This window comes from Exiguobacterium sp. s16 (assembly GCF_018618115.1).
GTDB lineage: Bacteria > Bacillota > Bacilli > Exiguobacteriales > Exiguobacteriaceae > Exiguobacterium > Exiguobacterium mexicanum_A.
Window position 1 is genome coordinate 601,702 of sequence record NZ_JACSLM010000002.1, and the last position, 14,560, is coordinate 616,261.

Annotated in this window: 18 protein-coding genes and 1 pseudogene; 6 read left to right on the forward strand and 13 right to left on the reverse strand. The window is 50.7% G+C overall.

Annotated features, from left to right (window positions below; translation table 11 throughout):
- Nucleotides 1–31 precede the first annotated feature (31 nt).
- On the forward strand, nucleotides 32–292 hold the full coding sequence (locus tag KNP86_RS06595; protein WP_251130438.1) for a DUF1294 domain-containing protein: 261 nt from the start codon (nucleotides 32–34) through the stop codon (nucleotides 290–292).
- 140 nt (nucleotides 293–432) lie between these two features.
- Entirely contained in the window at nucleotides 433–1,230 is a 798-nt protein-coding gene (locus KNP86_RS06600) for an AraC family transcriptional regulator (protein WP_214753307.1), read from the forward strand.
- Nucleotides 1,231–1,261: 31 nt separating this feature from the next.
- Here KNP86_RS06600 and KNP86_RS06605 read toward each other — a convergent pair whose 3' ends face one another.
- Nucleotides 1,262–2,071 carry a glucose 1-dehydrogenase gene (locus KNP86_RS06605; protein WP_285800900.1) on the reverse strand — a complete coding sequence of 270 codons (810 nt, stop codon included), beginning with the start codon at nucleotides 2,069–2,071 and terminating at the stop codon, nucleotides 1,262–1,264.
- 165 nt (nucleotides 2,072–2,236) lie between these two features.
- On the opposite strand from KNP86_RS06605, the gene KNP86_RS06610 reads away from it, so the two are divergent.
- Nucleotides 2,237–2,776 carry a hypothetical protein gene (locus tag KNP86_RS06610; RefSeq protein WP_214753309.1) on the forward strand — a complete coding sequence of 180 codons (540 nt, stop codon included), beginning with the start codon at nucleotides 2,237–2,239 and terminating at the stop codon, nucleotides 2,774–2,776.
- 33 nt (nucleotides 2,777–2,809) lie between these two features.
- Here the strand turns inward: KNP86_RS06610 and KNP86_RS06615 are convergent, their stop codons facing one another.
- On the reverse strand, nucleotides 2,810–3,073 hold the full coding sequence (locus KNP86_RS06615; protein WP_138859434.1) for an excalibur calcium-binding domain-containing protein: 264 nt from the start codon (nucleotides 3,071–3,073) through the stop codon (nucleotides 2,810–2,812).
- Nucleotides 3,074–3,578: 505 nt separating this feature from the next.
- On the opposite strand from KNP86_RS06615, the gene KNP86_RS06620 reads away from it, so the two are divergent.
- Complete coding sequence (locus tag KNP86_RS06620; protein ID WP_214753311.1) at nucleotides 3,579–3,794, forward strand: hypothetical protein; 216 nt, start codon at nucleotides 3,579–3,581, stop codon at nucleotides 3,792–3,794.
- An 89-nt stretch (nucleotides 3,795–3,883) separates the two neighbouring features.
- Nucleotides 3,884–4,750 (forward strand): AraC family transcriptional regulator, encoded by an 867-nt coding sequence (locus KNP86_RS06625; RefSeq protein ID WP_214753312.1) that lies wholly within the window; start codon nucleotides 3,884–3,886, stop codon nucleotides 4,748–4,750.
- A gap of 50 nt (nucleotides 4,751–4,800) precedes the next feature.
- On the opposite strand, the gene bglA is transcribed toward KNP86_RS06625, so the two are convergent.
- Complete coding sequence (gene bglA / locus KNP86_RS06630) at nucleotides 4,801–6,255, reverse strand: 6-phospho-beta-glucosidase BglA (RefSeq protein WP_214753314.1); 1,455 nt, start codon at nucleotides 6,253–6,255, stop codon at nucleotides 4,801–4,803.
- 153 nt (nucleotides 6,256–6,408) lie between these two features.
- Here bglA and KNP86_RS06635 point away from each other — a divergent pair, with 153 nt between their 5' ends.
- Nucleotides 6,409–7,119, forward strand: a complete 711-nt coding sequence (locus tag KNP86_RS06635) for a GntR family transcriptional regulator (RefSeq protein WP_214753316.1) — start codon at nucleotides 6,409–6,411, stop codon at nucleotides 7,117–7,119.
- A gap of 52 nt (nucleotides 7,120–7,171) precedes the next feature.
- On the opposite strand, the gene KNP86_RS06640 is transcribed toward KNP86_RS06635, so the two are convergent.
- From KNP86_RS06640 to KNP86_RS06685, 10 genes and pseudogenes are all read right to left on the reverse strand, one after another.
- Nucleotides 7,172–7,726, reverse strand: coding sequence for a suppressor of fused domain protein (locus KNP86_RS06640; protein ID WP_214753318.1), 555 nt, complete (start codon nucleotides 7,724–7,726; stop codon nucleotides 7,172–7,174).
- 225 nt (nucleotides 7,727–7,951) lie between these two features.
- A pseudogene (locus tag KNP86_RS15670) lies at nucleotides 7,952–8,200 on the reverse strand (CPCC family cysteine-rich protein); the annotation flags it as partial.
- Nucleotides 8,201–8,264: 64 nt separating this feature from the next.
- Complete coding sequence (locus KNP86_RS06650; protein WP_214753321.1) at nucleotides 8,265–9,251, reverse strand: barstar family protein; 987 nt, start codon at nucleotides 9,249–9,251, stop codon at nucleotides 8,265–8,267.
- Nucleotides 9,248–9,979, reverse strand: coding sequence for a hypothetical protein (locus KNP86_RS06655; RefSeq protein WP_214753322.1), 732 nt, complete (start codon nucleotides 9,977–9,979; stop codon nucleotides 9,248–9,250). Before KNP86_RS06655 ends, KNP86_RS06650 begins: the two co-directional genes overlap by 4 nt.
- Nucleotides 9,976–10,434 carry a DinB family protein gene (locus tag KNP86_RS06660; protein ID WP_214753324.1) on the reverse strand — a complete coding sequence of 153 codons (459 nt, stop codon included), beginning with the start codon at nucleotides 10,432–10,434 and terminating at the stop codon, nucleotides 9,976–9,978. Before KNP86_RS06660 ends, KNP86_RS06655 begins: the two co-directional genes overlap by 4 nt.
- 27 nt (nucleotides 10,435–10,461) lie before the next feature.
- A complete protein-coding gene (locus tag KNP86_RS06665) occupies nucleotides 10,462–11,523 on the reverse strand; it encodes a DUF58 domain-containing protein (RefSeq protein ID WP_214753326.1) in 1,062 nt (353 codons plus the stop codon).
- 2 nt (nucleotides 11,524–11,525) lie between these two features.
- The gene (locus tag KNP86_RS06670) at nucleotides 11,526–12,449 is read right to left on the reverse strand and encodes an AAA family ATPase (protein ID WP_214753327.1); all 924 of its coding nucleotides are present in this window, start codon (nucleotides 12,447–12,449) and stop codon (nucleotides 11,526–11,528) included.
- 5 nt (nucleotides 12,450–12,454) lie between these two features.
- Nucleotides 12,455–13,087 (reverse strand): hypothetical protein, encoded by a 633-nt coding sequence (locus KNP86_RS06675; protein ID WP_353048155.1) that lies wholly within the window; start codon nucleotides 13,085–13,087, stop codon nucleotides 12,455–12,457.
- A 255-nt stretch (nucleotides 13,088–13,342) separates the two neighbouring features.
- Nucleotides 13,343–13,825: a DUF3916 domain-containing protein gene (locus tag KNP86_RS06680; protein WP_214753329.1), complete on the reverse strand. Its 483-nt coding sequence runs from the start codon at nucleotides 13,823–13,825 to the stop codon at nucleotides 13,343–13,345.
- A gap of 77 nt (nucleotides 13,826–13,902) precedes the next feature.
- A complete protein-coding gene (locus KNP86_RS06685) occupies nucleotides 13,903–14,535 on the reverse strand; it encodes an Imm64 family immunity protein (RefSeq protein ID WP_214753331.1) in 633 nt (210 codons plus the stop codon).
- Nucleotides 14,536–14,560: the final 25 nt, after the last annotated feature.

Sequence of the window (14,560 nt, forward strand, 5' to 3'; positions counted from 1 at the left end):
ACTTAAGAGAAGAGAAAGGAGGTTTTAGTCTTTGGAACTATTACTGCTATATTACATTGTGACTAATTTACTAGCGTTTATGTCATTTTTCCTCGATAAACGCCGTGCAAAATCAGGGGAATGGCGAATTTCAGAACGAACGTTACTCATTCTCGTCTGGATTGGTGGAGCATTCGGGGCCTATCTCGCGATGCGCCTCTTCCGTCATAAGACGTTGAAGCCGATGTTTCGGATTGGTGTCCCGGTCGCCATCCTCGTCCATGCCGGAATCACAGGTTGGTTCATCTTCTGACGCCATTATATTGAAGAAACTCGTTCGAGCCGTCTCGCGGAAATGAATTCAAAATGTCCGGATTGACGCCTGGTGGCGAGGGAACGAAGTCTCCATCCGGTGCGAAATTGAAATAAATGTTCGATTGTTGAGGTGTGGGAATGAATGTTGAAGGAAACATGATTGATGTCCAGTCGTGGACCGGACGAACGATGGAGATCGGGTTCATGATGACTGCGCAATTTCAAATCTGGCTAGTGACGCAAGGAGAAGTCGATGTCAGAATTAACGGTACCCGTTCAAGGCTTCGTACCGGGATGGCATTGTTACTCGACCGTGGACAAATCACCAAAGTCGAGCGGACCGATGACTCGTTTCACATGACGATGGTCCAAGTCGACCCGTTCGACTTAATGGCCGCGCCACTCGCGGATCGCTATGTCACCCCGTTCATCGAGACGATTGGCCATCACGTGTTGCACCCGGCTGAACCAGGTGACAAGGCCACCCTTGAGACGGTTGATAAAATCATCAGAAATTTAAAGAAAGACGCTGCTTTCGCATGGCTCGATGCGACCTTGCAACTCGCCGTCGTCTGGCGCTACTGGATTCAACGGCCACCCGTGACACGGCGGCATGGGCAGGAGCGCATGCAGCGTATGATTTCCTATATACACGACCATGACACGATGAAGCTGTCGCTTGAAGACATCGCTGCTGTCGGCGGATTGAGCCGGGCCGAGTGTTGCCGCTATTTTACGAAATGGGGAGACACCTCACCGCTCGCCTACGTCCAAGTCGTCCGGATGCAACGGGCCGCACGTCTGTTGCGTGATACGGACATTCCGGTCGCTGAAGTGGCGAACCGGCTTGCCTTCACGAGCGTGAGCCATTTCGTCCAGACGTTCAAGAAAGTACATAATCGGACGCCGCTCGCGTTTCGCAAATTGAAGACATAACAAAAGCCGACACGCGTGTCGGCTTTTCTCGTTACAGGGCGGTCCAACCGCCGTCTGCTTTCAATACGTCGCCATTGACGAAACTCGAATCGTCGGAGGCGAGGAACAACGCGACTTTGGCGATCTGCTCCGGTTCACCCATCGGCGCCTCCCCTGCCCCTTGGATGGCACGCATCCCGAGCTCGCTCGGTGCGGTGATGGTGGCACCGATATTCGTATTGACCCCGCTCGGCGCGATGGCGTTGGCCCGAATCTTGTTGAACGTGCCGTACGTGGCGGCAATGTTTTTTGTCAGGCCGATAAGTGCGTGCTTCGAGGCGACGTACGAGGCACCGCCCCGTGTCCCGAACAGACCGCCGACCGAGGCGTTATTGATGATGACGCCACCCGATTCTTGCTTGTCCATGACGTTGATGGCGGCCCGGGCCAATTTCATCGGTCCAGTCAAGTTGACGGCGATGACCCGGTCCCATACTTCGTGGGTCACTTCGCCGACGGTCAAAAAGTTGTCCATGATCCCGGCGTTGTTGACCAAGATGTCGAGCGAACCGAACGTGCTCGTCGCCGTCTCGACCATCTTGTCGATATCTTCCTGTTTCGTGACGTTCCCGGCGACACCGACGGCTTCCCCGCCGCTCGCTTTAATGTCTGAGGCGACCGCTTCGACCGAATCCGCATTCATGTCGACGGCGACGACGCACGCCCCTTCCTCGGCAAACAGTTTGGCGATGGCCCGCCCCATCCCTGACCCGGCCACGGTGACGAGCGCCGTCTTACCTGATAATTTCCCACCGCATTCCTCCTTATTGAGACAACTGAAGAGCGACAGAGAAAATGACAAGTGCACCCTGCTCACGTGTCATTATTCTATACCCGGATTTTTGAAGAAGTGTGTGTCCACTTGGAAATATCTTCTTCTGTTATGAAAGACCGTCCCGTACAATAAAAGATATACATATATGAAGAGTTAGAACGAATTTTTTTGCTCATAAGGAGTGTGGAATACATGAACCGTCAGCAAAAGATTGTCCTCATTCTCGTGTTCATGTTGTTGTTATCATCCGGAGTTGCCTGGGCATTTGATTCGACGAAGCAGCCACAGCTGCCCGATGGAGCGCAACCGATTCTCACCTACCCTGTTGATGACCGTGACATGAGTCTTCGCTTTTTCAAGAACAGCTTTGCTGTCGACGAATGGAGCGACGATATGTCCACGCAAGGTATCGGGCTTGAAATTACCATTGACGATCGCGTTGAGTCGATTACATCGCGAACGCTGTCAGAAGAAAATCTCACATGGTCAATCGATGGCCGAACGTGCGGAGATACGTCAGCATGTTCCCCATACGAGATCCTTTATGGGATGAACCACGGCGAGACGAGCCGGGTCGTCGTCGAGTTGAACGGGGACCGGTTCGAACCGGAGCTGTTGAAGACGAAGGCCGGGAATAATGTCTGGTTCGTGCTCGTCGACGAAATCGAGTCGATTGAGTCGATCGCTGGATATGATGCTGAAGGGGATATATCGTACCGCTTTAATAACTAAAAAAGAGACGGAGGACGGCTGTCCTCTCATCTCTTAGCGTTCACAAGCGATACCGTCTTTATCACGATCTTTTGATTTGTTCGCTTCATACAGCGAACTGTTGGCGTAAGGCTTGTACTTCGTCTTCCCGCCTTTGTTTTTCGTCGTCTTCGTTTTAGCGACCCCGCCTTTGTATGTCTTATTCAGCTCGGTACAATTCTTAAATTTTTTCGGTGCGGCGTCCACGGTCTCTGACGGCGCGACACTGAGCGTGAACAACGCGATCCCAGCGATGGTCGCGCGAAGTAGTTTCTTCATAATTGTTTCCTCCTTGATCACAAACGATATGCGTTACCATTCTCGTTCATTATAGGAGGGATTAGGATAACTAACCTGATTTATAAAATGTTCAAATGAAAGGACCATCACATTGACCTTATCACCGTTTCATATCGACAATACGAATGAACAACTCTATCAAGGGAATTTGCTTGTCTCAGAACACGAGATGGTTGAACCGCTTACTTTGGAGCTTATCGAACGGTTGGTATTTGGTCCTGAGGCCATCAGGTGTTTGATCACCCGACACCATTCTTCGCGGAGGATCCAGTTAGAAGAACAGCCACTCGACCAACTACAGCAAATGTGGGAAATGACATTCAAACACCACCTCACCTTTAATCATGCGTTTTCTCTTGACGATTTTCCGAACGGATCTTGTTGGACGATACGCGTCTGGCAAGGACAGGATTGTTGGTATCTCGTCTTCACCGAGCATCACTAATTTCGTTGTTAACAAACCAGCAAAGGAAGGGGATTAGTTATGGACTTACTTATATTGATGCAGGACCGGGCCCTCCCGCTACTGTTGCTCGCACTGTTTCTCATGCTGAACGTGGTGTTTGTCATCGCAATTTGGAAACGACGTCTTCACTTCTCCAAAGCATTTCTCGTGTTCGCGAGCTCGCTTGCATTCCTCCTCATGACGTCGTCGATCATCCTGATCCTGTTCACAACGTTCATCGGCTACAACCAGTGATGTCTTCTATCCGATGACATCCGTATCGAAATCATCGAGTCCCTTTACGATGTTCGAAGTATGATGAGTGCAGAAAGGAGGGAATGCAGATGCTTGAGTCATTGAACCGATTGATGGACCATATCGATCAACACCTAACAGAAGACATCACGAGTCAGGACATCACCCGCATCGTCGGAGTGTCGGACTATCATTTTCGACGCATGTTTTCGTACATGGCCGGGATGACGCTCAATGAATACATCCGAAACCGTCGATTATCCGAAGCGAATAAGGACTTGATTCATGGCAAATCGGTCACGGACGTGGCCTATATGTATGGATACCAATCCGTCGACGGCTTCTCGCGGGCGTTTCGAGACTGGTGCGGCTTTTTACCGTCAGAAGTGATCAAGAACAAGATACAAAAGTCATTCCCGAAATTCACATTCTTTATCGACATCAAAGGAGGAATCTCGATGGAATTCAAACTAGAACAAAAACCTTCCTTCAACGTCGTCGGCGTGTCGAAACGCGTCCCGATTCAGTTTGAAGGGGTGAACCATTCAATTGTCGCGTTGGCACAGTCCATCACGGAGCAACAGCGTAGCGAGATGCATCAGTTGGCGGACCTCTATCCGCACCAAGTGCTCAACGTATCATACGACTTCGATGAAGGCTATTTGGACGAACAAGGTTCACTGACGCACATGATTGGCTTTGCGACAACGCAACACAATCCGTATGAAGACCTTGAACAGATTACAATCGAGTCGAACCTATGGGCCGTCTTCCCAAATACCGGCCAGTTCCCGGAAACGCTGCAGGAGACGATGGCCAAGACTTATGCCGAATGGCTACCGACGTCTGGGTACGAGCTGGCCGACTTGCCGAGCATCTCGTTCACGAAGCATGACGGACCATCAGACAACGTCTATAGCGAAGTGTGGGTAGCGGTCAAACCAAAAACAACATAAGCACAGAAAAATACCTCCTGAAGACGGTCGTCTCTGGGAGGTATCGTCGTTTATTTCGAAGGCTCGTAGGCGAGCGCTTCCCCGTTCGTCTCGATCACATGCTTGTACCAATCGAACGAATCTTTCTTCATCCGCTCCATCGAGCCGTTGCCCTCATTGTCACGGTCGACGTAAATCATACCGTACCGTTTCTTCATCTCACCCGTCGTGAACGAGACGATGTCGATGATGCCCCACGGTGTGTAACCAATCAAGTCGACACCATCATAGACGACCGCTTGTTTCAGCTGCTCGATGTGTGCCTTCAAGTAGTCGATGCGGGCCGCATCATGAATTTTCCCGTCGACGATCTCATCGACTGCCCCGAATCCGTTCTCAACGATGAAGAGCGGGATTTGATAGCGGTCATACAACCGGTTGAGCACGTAGCGGAGGCCGACCGGGTCGATTGCCCAGCCCCAGTCGCTTGACTTGATATACGGGTTCTCGACACCGTTCGGCAGACCGCCGTTGACGATGTCCCCGCTGTTGTCGGCGACGACGTCACTCTTCACGGTCGTCGACATGTAGTAGCTGAACCCGAGATAATCGACGGTCCCGTTCTTCAAGATTTTTTCGTCTCCATCAAGGAACGGGATCGTGTAACCTTCCCGCTCGAATTCGTTCAAGGCGTAGCTCGGATAGACCCCGCGCACTTGCACGTCAGGGAAGAAGTAGCGCTGACGCATCATCTCTTCGGCGAGCATGACGTCGTCCGGGTTCGACGAGTATGGGTAGATTGGCACGTGAGACACCATCGCCCCGATCTCGAAGTCCGGGTTGATTGCTTTCCCTTTCGCGACGGCGAGCGCACTCGCAATCAATTCGTGATGTCCCGTCTGATACATCACTTCACGGGCGTTCTCCCCGTCTTCGACGATGACACCTGAGTTCGTCCATAAGAAGAGCGGGTTGTTGACGTCCATCTTGTTGTTGATCTCGTTGAATGTCATCCAGTATTTGACCTTGTCTTTGTAACGGTCGAAACACACTTCGGCGAAACGGACGAAATGGTCGACGACTTTACGGTTGCGGAACCCGCCGTACTCACGCGCGAGGTGGAGTGGCATCTCGAAATGCGACAACGTGATGATCGGTTCGATGCCGTGCTTCAATAGCTCGTCGAACAAGTCGTCGTAGAATTGTAGACCGGCTTCGTTCGGCTCTGCATCGTCGCCGTTCGGGAAGATCCGGCTCCAGCCGATTGAGGTACGGAGGCACTTCAAGCCCATCTCGGCGAAGAGCGCGATGTCTTCTTTATAACGGTGGTAGAAGCCAATGGCCTCATGGTTCGGATAAAACTCGTCCGGCTCGACCTTGTCTGTGATGCGACGTGCGACACCGTGGGCGCCTGCCGTCAACACATCAACGACACTCGGTCCTTTCCCGTCGGCGTCCCAGCCGCCTTCAAATTGATGCGCGGCAAGAGCGCCACCCCATAGAAAGTCTTTTGGTAATGTCTTCATATTTGTTCCTCCTTGTTCGAGATACCAATGATGAATCGTACACGTCAAGTATAATTGTACCGGTACAATTATACAAGTACGATACATTTTGTATTCTCGACGAAATGGTGACGTGGTACAATCAAAGCAGATCATACAAGGTGAGGATGCCACATGCTAAAATACCAACAGATTGCAGCAGAGATTGAACAATACATCAATCAACACGATTTGAAGCAAGGAGATAAACTGCCCGTCCTCGAACAGTTGATGAGCCAATATGCCGTCAGTAAGAGCACAATCACGAAAGCGCTCGAGTTGCTCGAGCGAAAAGGCATCATCTTTCAATTGCGTGGGAGCGGCATCTTCGTCCGGCGCCACAACCGCCCAGGTTATATGAGCCTGTTCTCGACGCAAGGATTCAAGAGCAACCTCGGGGGCCGCATTCTGACATCGGATGTGCTCGACGTCTCGGTGACAAAGCCCGACGAGACGATTGCAGCGAACCTCGGTATTGACGTGACAGATGACGTCTATCGTGTCGAACGCGTCCGCTATGTCGACGGCGAGGTGTTCTGTTACGAGAAATCGTATTACGTGAAGGCGATTGTGCCGTATTTGAACCGGGAGATTGTCGCCGACTCGATTTTCGATTACGTCCAAGGCGCACTTGGCGTCACGATCGGCTTCTCGGACATGTACATGCAGGTCGGGCGGTTGGACGAGACCGAAGCCCAGTACCTCGGTCTTAAGAAGGACGACCCGACGCTTCGCATCGAGACGATCTTTCATCTGACGAACGGAAAGCCTTTCGACTACTCACGCATCACGTACCACTACGAGCATTCGCAGTTCGTCGTCCAAGCGAACGGTCCATATATGTAAAACAAGCCCTCATGCATGCGCATGGGGGCTTGTCAGTTAACACGGATTCGGTTTAGACGAGCGGTTTGCGTTTCAAATCGAGCAGTTCGTCATCCGTTTCATAAAGCAATTCGTCGAACGCTTCGGCACCGTGCTCCTCGATAAACCGTTCTTCTGACGGGAAAATCGGGACGAACCAGACGACGAGAACGTTCTGCGTATCGCCTTCGTACACCAAAAACGATTCATCCGAGTAGAATGGTGTGGTCACATAGATGGATGAGAATTTACTACGTTTGAGCACACCTTTCGGCAAGCTGAAGTACTCACCTAAATCAAATGCTTGATGTGTCTCGAGCGCATGGGTCGCTAAGTGCCATGCTAACTGGACGATGTCCTGCTCGGCACGCTTTTGTTTGAAGCGAAACAGCACCTCTTGATGGGCACCGGAGCCATCCTCGAATTGAAGAGGATGCAGATGTAACCCTAGTGTCGAGATGCTCACGACGTCAGATGGTTTTGGCTCTTTCAATTTGAGGATTTGGACATGGTCCTCCGGTAAATCGGGAAAATCGTAGCCACCGACAAATTCGCCGCAATGGGTTTCTAAATGTTCTAAATAGTCCAATCCTATTCCTACTTTCTTTTTATGTTGAAATGTGTGCGGTAACTACGGATCTCAAACTTAAGTTTCAGATTGATTCAACTCTCCGGCGAATACCCACCCATTTTGTTTCAACATCTTTTCGAATTGTTCATTAAACCGGTTAATATCAACATTCTTGTTCTTTTTTTTACAAAAGACATCACCATTAATTAAAATGAACGCAGATTGAGATTCTTCCATTTCCCATACGGGTTTCCACGTCATATCTTTTTCATATTCCCTCGTACTATGTTCGTTGATGTACCATTCATCGGATACGCCAAACCAAATTACATTCCGTTGCGCCGTTCGCAATGAAATACCATTGGCGCCTCCCCAAGAATCAGGATTCACACCATCATCCTCCCAAAAACATTTTGGACAAATCGAAAACGTCCCTGGAGGTTCTTCGTCCATCGTCTTATAGCCACAACAGATGCAAGTATACAACTTCATTAATAAATCTCCGATCCGTAAAGGTTTTCTAAGGATGAATACACACTCAAACGCAAATTCTCACCTAAAACCGCTTAATCGCTAAGTTTATATGGTCAAAAAAATGATAACAATCATCCGCGCTGTGAGCCAATACAAAGTTTCCGAATATGTTCGGATGAAACTCCCCTAAAAATGTTTCCCCTGTCTGTGGCTCTGTCGGCCGTGCAAGGGACTGCCAAAACCCTCTTGTCTTCGGAAGGTCAAGCTGTGGCAACAACTCTTCTTCAATCAACCGCTCCCAATTCGTATCATTTAACGTCAATCGATATACCTTCTCCGTTGGTCCGAATGTGCCACTTAGACAGAATGTCAGCTCGATTGGGTATGCACCCCGTATCAAGTGTTGAAAGAATGTCTCATAGTCGGCGGTGTCTGCGGGCTCGACCACTTCGATTTGTGTGCCTTGGAGCGTCAACCCGTCCGGATAATAGCTGAGGAGCCAATCCGACTTGTCCGAGAAAATCACCACGTCTTGTTGATTTTCGTCATCACTTAGCGTCAGCCATGAATCGACTGCCTCTAGATTGTCGACAATCCCTTCCGTGACGGATGACGCTTCCCACCGCTCGGTCGAGAAGCGATGTCTCTTCGGTTGGCGGATTGACGTCTTTCGTTCGACGCGGAGTGGGAACGTTGCGCCTGCTACATGTCGATGAATCAAGCGGAGCGCCTCCCCCTCCTGTAACGCATGGGATGGCAAGATGACCATCCGTGCCGAGTCATACATGACATGACACGGTTTGAGTTCCGCTTCCTTCCCATAATCAGTGAAACACGCTTTCAAATGACCTGCATCGTCCGGCAGGCGCTGCGTCAATACATCCCACCCCACGAACTTCACGATGTCAGGTAATCCATTCTCGTCCGTGATGACATCCCAAAACGCCGCCCAATTCTCGCCATAGTGATTTGGGAATCCTAACTGATCTTTCAAGAGAAGATGCAACTCTTTTGAAGTTCGGATGGTTGTTACGTCGATGGTGACCCTTTTGCCGTTCGATTCTGTCATCCGCGTAACCGCCGACGGAACACGAGATAGATGAACGGGATAGACGCCAATACGGTAATCCCGTAACGTCGAAGTTCTTGTGGCCTGGCTGCTTCCTCTGAAACAGCTGTCACACCGACCCGGTCGCTATCTCTCGGTTCACCAGGTGCGGTGTATAGGTTACCGGCCAGTTCTTTGTACGAAGTCAGCGAAATCGTGTCCTCTCCGACAAACTTTTTCGTATCCGGCGTCAGCGCGCTCATCGTCTCACCGTCCACTTCGAACCAGGCACTTTGTTGCGCTTGATAGACAATGTCGCCTTTTGGGTCGTCCAGCGCATCCAGGGCGACGGCCAACTCTTTCCCATATCCAAACGTCGAGAAGCCAAACTCGTCCGCTGCCACTTCGTACGTCCCGATGACGTTGACCGGCACGTTGTCCTGATAGACGACGGCGATATATTCGGCCGTGAACTCGAGCGCCTCTCCAAGTGGCAACGTCTCCTCAGACGTCATATACGTCCGGGATGGTGTCATGACGGGATGGAGTGGGCCAAACGATAGGTTTTCACTCGTCGTCATGTCATATTGCGCTGGACCCTCATGGATATAATCGAGTACAATCTCTTCAAAATGCTGGTCGGCATACGCCTCGGGTGTCTTCTCGGTCTCTGCCGCGAGAACCGGTGTCGTGATGAGGGCGAGGCTTAATCCGAGGATGCCGCCGAGACGGAATAGTTGTTCGTTCATGATGGTCTCTCCTGTCCGCTGCGATGTAGGAACGTGTCGATTTGTTGCTCGTGATGGTGGTCATGCTCGATAAAGTCTTCAATGATGGGAAACAGTTTCGCCTCCGCCTGTTGGGACAGTCGTCCTCGTCCTTCGATGGCCTGAATCAACGCACGTCTCGTTTCAATCGATTCTTTGATGACCTTATCGGACGAGATGCCGGACGTCGCTTGCTCGACGGATCGTTGATTGAAGGAGTCAAACTCTGGAAACACAACGTCTTTTCCTTCGCGGATGGCAGGCAACGTCTCGCTCAACAGATAGCGGTCCCAGTTCGTCATATGAAGAATGAGGGCTTTCATCGACCACTTCCCTGGGGCGACCGGTGTGTCCCATGTCGCTTCATCGATGGTTCGGAGTATGTCGAGCCAGTCGATATGGGCGACGAATCGTCTCAAACAGTCTTGATCAGTCATATCATTCTCTCCTTATTAGTGGTTTGCCTATGGATTGATGAGTAACGCATGATTGATGGTGATGAGCTCGCTTTGCGCATGTTTCCGACTTTCGACAATGCGCGAAAAGCGCTCAGACGCAACGAATTGATCTTGCTCTTTGACTACTGCGAGTCGCATGAGGGAGAGCCGGAGCTGTTTTCTTCCCTCGTTCATGTGTAGGTGGTCAATCTGATTGATTCGGTCGAGTCGATTGATGAACAGTTCGACTTTACATTCCTCTTTCACTAAATAAGAGACGACGTACGAGGCTTGCTGAATCAACTCTTCAAACCGGGCATGCAACCCGTTTCCCTGTGGGGTGTTCAAATCGAGCATCAACGTGAACGTATCCACATTTTGTCGCTGGAACACTTTCGCCTGCATCTTTCCAGTCCTTGCTGTGGCAATCCAATCGATTTGTTTCACAGGCTCCGCTTCATAGCTTTTAGAACTTAGCACCATCAGTGGGTCTTTGAGCGGGGAATGTTTGACGATTCGGTCCCCGATACGGATTTGCTTCGAGTCGGAGAGACTCATTTTCTTGATGGACGGGAGGATGGTCCAATTCGGCAAGGACTTGACCGGTTCGACGAGTAGGACGACGCCTAACCGAAACGGCAGTCTCACGCTGAGGACACACTCGGAAACGCCAGTCGGGCCACGTTTCACTGCTTGAATCGATATCGAATAACGTGGCTCTTCCGAAATCACTTGAATCGTGTGCGTGCCCCCTCCCTCGGTGAACGTCAAACCTGGTTGTAAGCCGAAACGAAGCGACAGCGGTAGACCTAGCGTCTTTAATCGCTTCAGTCCTGTTACGTTTACCTGATAGACAGCGGTGTCCTCGATGAACAGTAACTGTTCTTTTTGTTTGAACGTCACGTGGACATGCTGCTCAATCTGTTTCGTCATCCAGTTCCGAGCCACCATCAACCCGAGTAAAGCGCCGCACACATATGCGACAGGCCAGACATAAGGGAACCATACGACTAGCAGCATCACACTCGTATAGGCGGGCCATAGTTTATCTTCTAATAGGGACGGTGAACTGACTTCGACCTGTCGCATCGTCACACCTTCTCGACAGGTACTTCGACGCGCTCTAATAGATCGTCGAGCACGTTCCGTTTCGTCGATTTGACGTCCCCTTCAAGTGTCAACGTCAAGCGGTGCGATAGGACGTGTGGTGCCACGGCCTGAACATCCTCCGGCGTCACGAATTGCCGGCCTTGGATATAGGCATACGCTTGGGATGCTTTGACGAGAGCGAGCGTCGCCCGAGGGCTGGCGCCGACCTCGACGAGCGGATGATGACGCGTCTCTTGGATCAGTGTGAGCAGATATGTGACGACGTCTTCGTGGATGCGGACGTCCTCGACCTCGGCTTGCGCCGCTAAGAACGCTTCGCTCGTCATGAGCGCGTGGACGGTATGCCGCGTCTTCGTCAAGGTCTGCAGAATCAAATTCCGCTCATCTTCCGCCCCCGGATAGCCGACTTGGAGTGACAAGAGGAAGCGGTCGAGCTGTGCATCTGGGAGAGCGAATGTGCCGGCCGACTCGATCGGATTCTGGGTTGCGATGACGAAGAACGGTTCGGGCAATCGATACGTCACACCGCCGATGGAGACTTGTCGCTCTTCCATCGCCTCGAGCAACGCCGATTGGGTACGCGGGACGGCCCGGTTGACCTCGTCAATCAGCAAGATGTTCGTGAAGATGGGCCCGGTCTTGTTCTCGAACGTCTGGGTCTGCACGTTGAAGAAATCCGTCCCGATGATGTCCGTCGGAAGCAGGTCTGCCGTGAACTGGATACGTGTGAACTCGGCCTCGAAACTTTTGGCGATACTTTTCGCAAGGAGCGTTTTCCCGGTACCGGGGACGTCCTCTAATAAGATGTGTCCGTTGGCGAGGAGCGCCGTGCAGCAAAGACGGGTGATCTCCGGTTTTCCAAGATAAATGCGGTCTAGTTGATTGAGCACTGATTGGATCGTCATATGGGTTACTCCTTCTCCATTTGGGATAGATAGTCGGTTAGCTGTCGTTCAAAGATGGTCGCTTGGCGCGTGTCCAATACTGCCCCCTCATCATACCGGGTCTCAAAATAAGGGAGGAGCGGTGCGTCTAGGCCGATGCGGGCTGCCCATGTGGAGAGTGTCTCGTGCGGAAGCCGTCTCTTTGGAACGGGTAATGCTTGTTCGAAGTGAATCAAGTGTTTCCGCAAGGTAGAGACAGGTAACGAGACAGTCGACTTATTTTTCTGGTTCGAACGTATTTCTGGATTTTTTTGAAGAGGTTCGGCAAATGACGACTCCTCTTCAAACTGTCTCGGTATACGACGACGTTTTTGCCACATCCAGATGGCCGACAAAGCAATCCCGATTACAATGATATATGGCAAATATGAGCGGGAGGCTGATGCCTGTTCGGACGGTGTACCGTTGCTGATTCTTGAAACGTCATTTAAATTTTCACGCGGTGTCCCACCTTTATCAATCGGGCCTTCTGCTGGCCCCATATCTTCACCTGCTTGAAACTGTTCTTCGAGTGGTCCTCCACTTTGGCAGTAACGATCGACATCGACAACTTCAATCATGCCAAACAGCTTTGTCTTATCACGACACCCTTTTGACACGCCATTTACCTCACTGCCTGAGATGTCGAGTGATTGATAGAAGGTATACGCTAATTGTCCAGTATAGGTAAATAAGGATAGTAGAACGATAGCCGCCATGACAGCAGACAGGAAAATCAGGTGTGCCCGCCTCATAGACGGAAGTGCTCTGTTTGTAAGAAACGTTGGATCATGAAAGAGCTCCCCTTTAAATAATTAGTCAATTTCCAATATCCGTTGTCGGAATTTTCAGTAATTAATGAATGGAGTAAATCGCTAAATCTCTAATAGCCTAATCTCACTTTCTGACCAACCGTCCTCATCACAGGTTGTGGACGTGAAGCGTTTCAGCTCAACATCGACGGGAAGTGTAGGTAAATATGTATCTTGCTCATCGTCTTTCGCAATTGGAACCCAATCCACGTTTTGCATGAAGTATCGATATGTGTCATCGCTGTGAAACACGATGATTTCAGACGACCAGTGTGTTGGGATGTCCAATAACACCACGATTCGAGACGACTCATCAGGGCGGATTTGCTTCAAGTGAATCGCACCATCCATCAACGTTTCGACGACGGCACGTTTTCCTCTCCTTTTGAACCGTTTGGAATAGAGCACGCGTTGTCCAATCGGTAGTTTGCGGTTCCAGTACCCATTGATCAACGTCGTCGGAAACGTTGATGCCATCTCTTCGACCCGCTCTGTCATTTGGTTGATCTTCCGTCTCATGCCGCGTACTTTCGATTCCCGGTTCATGTGTCTCCCTCATTTACTGTACATTCGCCTTCCTCAATTTCTAAATTAAGGAAATTATACCATGTCGCTGTAACGCTTCATAGACGAATCTTGTTCATTCGATTCGGTTGTGGTGTCATTCCGTCAAGTGCGATCGACCCGTGATACATGTTGATGCCACCATCGACCGGGACGACGGAGAGAGGGAGATGACCCATGCTTTCGATTTCACGATGGAAGGTCGCAGGTGCCCAGTCCCATTCCATCTCATGACTCGCTACTGCGTAAGCGAATGGTACGCGTCCGTAAAGGTCTACCAAAAGTCGCTCCACGTATTTGCTGATTTCAACATGCGATTTCGATTTCGTTTCATCGGGGAATACGTCCTCATAGTCCAAATCGATAAGTAGGCCGTCAAACTCCAATTCGTCTCGCAACGACACCGTCACGATTTGGTCGCGTCGACCGAATCGTGTAGTCGTTAAGCGGACGGATCCATAAAACTGGCTGTGCGACACATCAAACGCTGCTTCCTCGGTTCGAACCGTCACCCAGTTACTTCCGCCCTCGTCCTCACTGTATGACGTGTTGATAATTCTGCCGTTGCCGTCTATAAGCTTTTCACACACTGCTTCAAGAGAGCGAGATAACCCAATCCCTTTTGTAAATGCGATTCCGATTGAAACGAACCCACCCTTTCTCCATAGACCCTCACCCCTTTGTCTCATCATACAAAAAAGCGGCACCGTATACACG

Excerpts from the sequence above, each read along its gene's own strand:
- KNP86_RS06600 (WP_214753307.1), top strand. The coding sequence starts at position 433 with ATGAATGTTGAAGGAAACATGATTGATGTCCAGTCGTGGACCGGACGA.
- KNP86_RS06610 (WP_214753309.1), top strand. The coding sequence starts at position 2,237 with ATGAACCGTCAGCAAAAGATTGTCCTCATTCTCGTGTTCATGTTGTTG.
- KNP86_RS06615 (WP_138859434.1), bottom strand. The coding sequence starts at position 3,073 with ATGAAGAAACTACTTCGCGCGACCATCGCTGGGATCGCGTTGTTCACG.
- KNP86_RS06620 (WP_214753311.1), top strand. The coding sequence starts at position 3,579 with ATGGACTTACTTATATTGATGCAGGACCGGGCCCTCCCGCTACTGTTG.
- KNP86_RS06625 (WP_214753312.1), top strand. The coding sequence starts at position 3,884 with ATGCTTGAGTCATTGAACCGATTGATGGACCATATCGATCAACACCTA.
- bglA (WP_214753314.1), bottom strand. The coding sequence starts at position 6,255 with ATGAAGACATTACCAAAAGACTTTCTATGGGGTGGCGCTCTTGCCGCG.
- KNP86_RS06635 (WP_214753316.1), top strand. The coding sequence starts at position 6,409 with ATGCTAAAATACCAACAGATTGCAGCAGAGATTGAACAATACATCAAT.
- KNP86_RS06650 (WP_214753321.1), bottom strand. The coding sequence starts at position 9,251 with ATGACAGAATCGAACGGCAAAAGGGTCACCATCGACGTAACAACCATC.
- KNP86_RS06655 (WP_214753322.1), bottom strand. The coding sequence starts at position 9,979 with ATGAACGAACAACTATTCCGTCTCGGCGGCATCCTCGGATTAAGCCTC.
- KNP86_RS06660 (WP_214753324.1), bottom strand. The coding sequence starts at position 10,434 with ATGACTGATCAAGACTGTTTGAGACGATTCGTCGCCCATATCGACTGG.
- KNP86_RS06665 (WP_214753326.1), bottom strand. The coding sequence starts at position 11,523 with ATGCGACAGGTCGAAGTCAGTTCACCGTCCCTATTAGAAGATAAACTA.
- KNP86_RS06670 (WP_214753327.1), bottom strand. The coding sequence starts at position 12,449 with ATGACGATCCAATCAGTGCTCAATCAACTAGACCGCATTTATCTTGGA.
- KNP86_RS06680 (WP_214753329.1), bottom strand. The coding sequence starts at position 13,825 with ATGAACCGGGAATCGAAAGTACGCGGCATGAGACGGAAGATCAACCAA.
- KNP86_RS06685 (WP_214753331.1), bottom strand. The coding sequence starts at position 14,535 with ATGATGAGACAAAGGGGTGAGGGTCTATGGAGAAAGGGTGGGTTCGTT.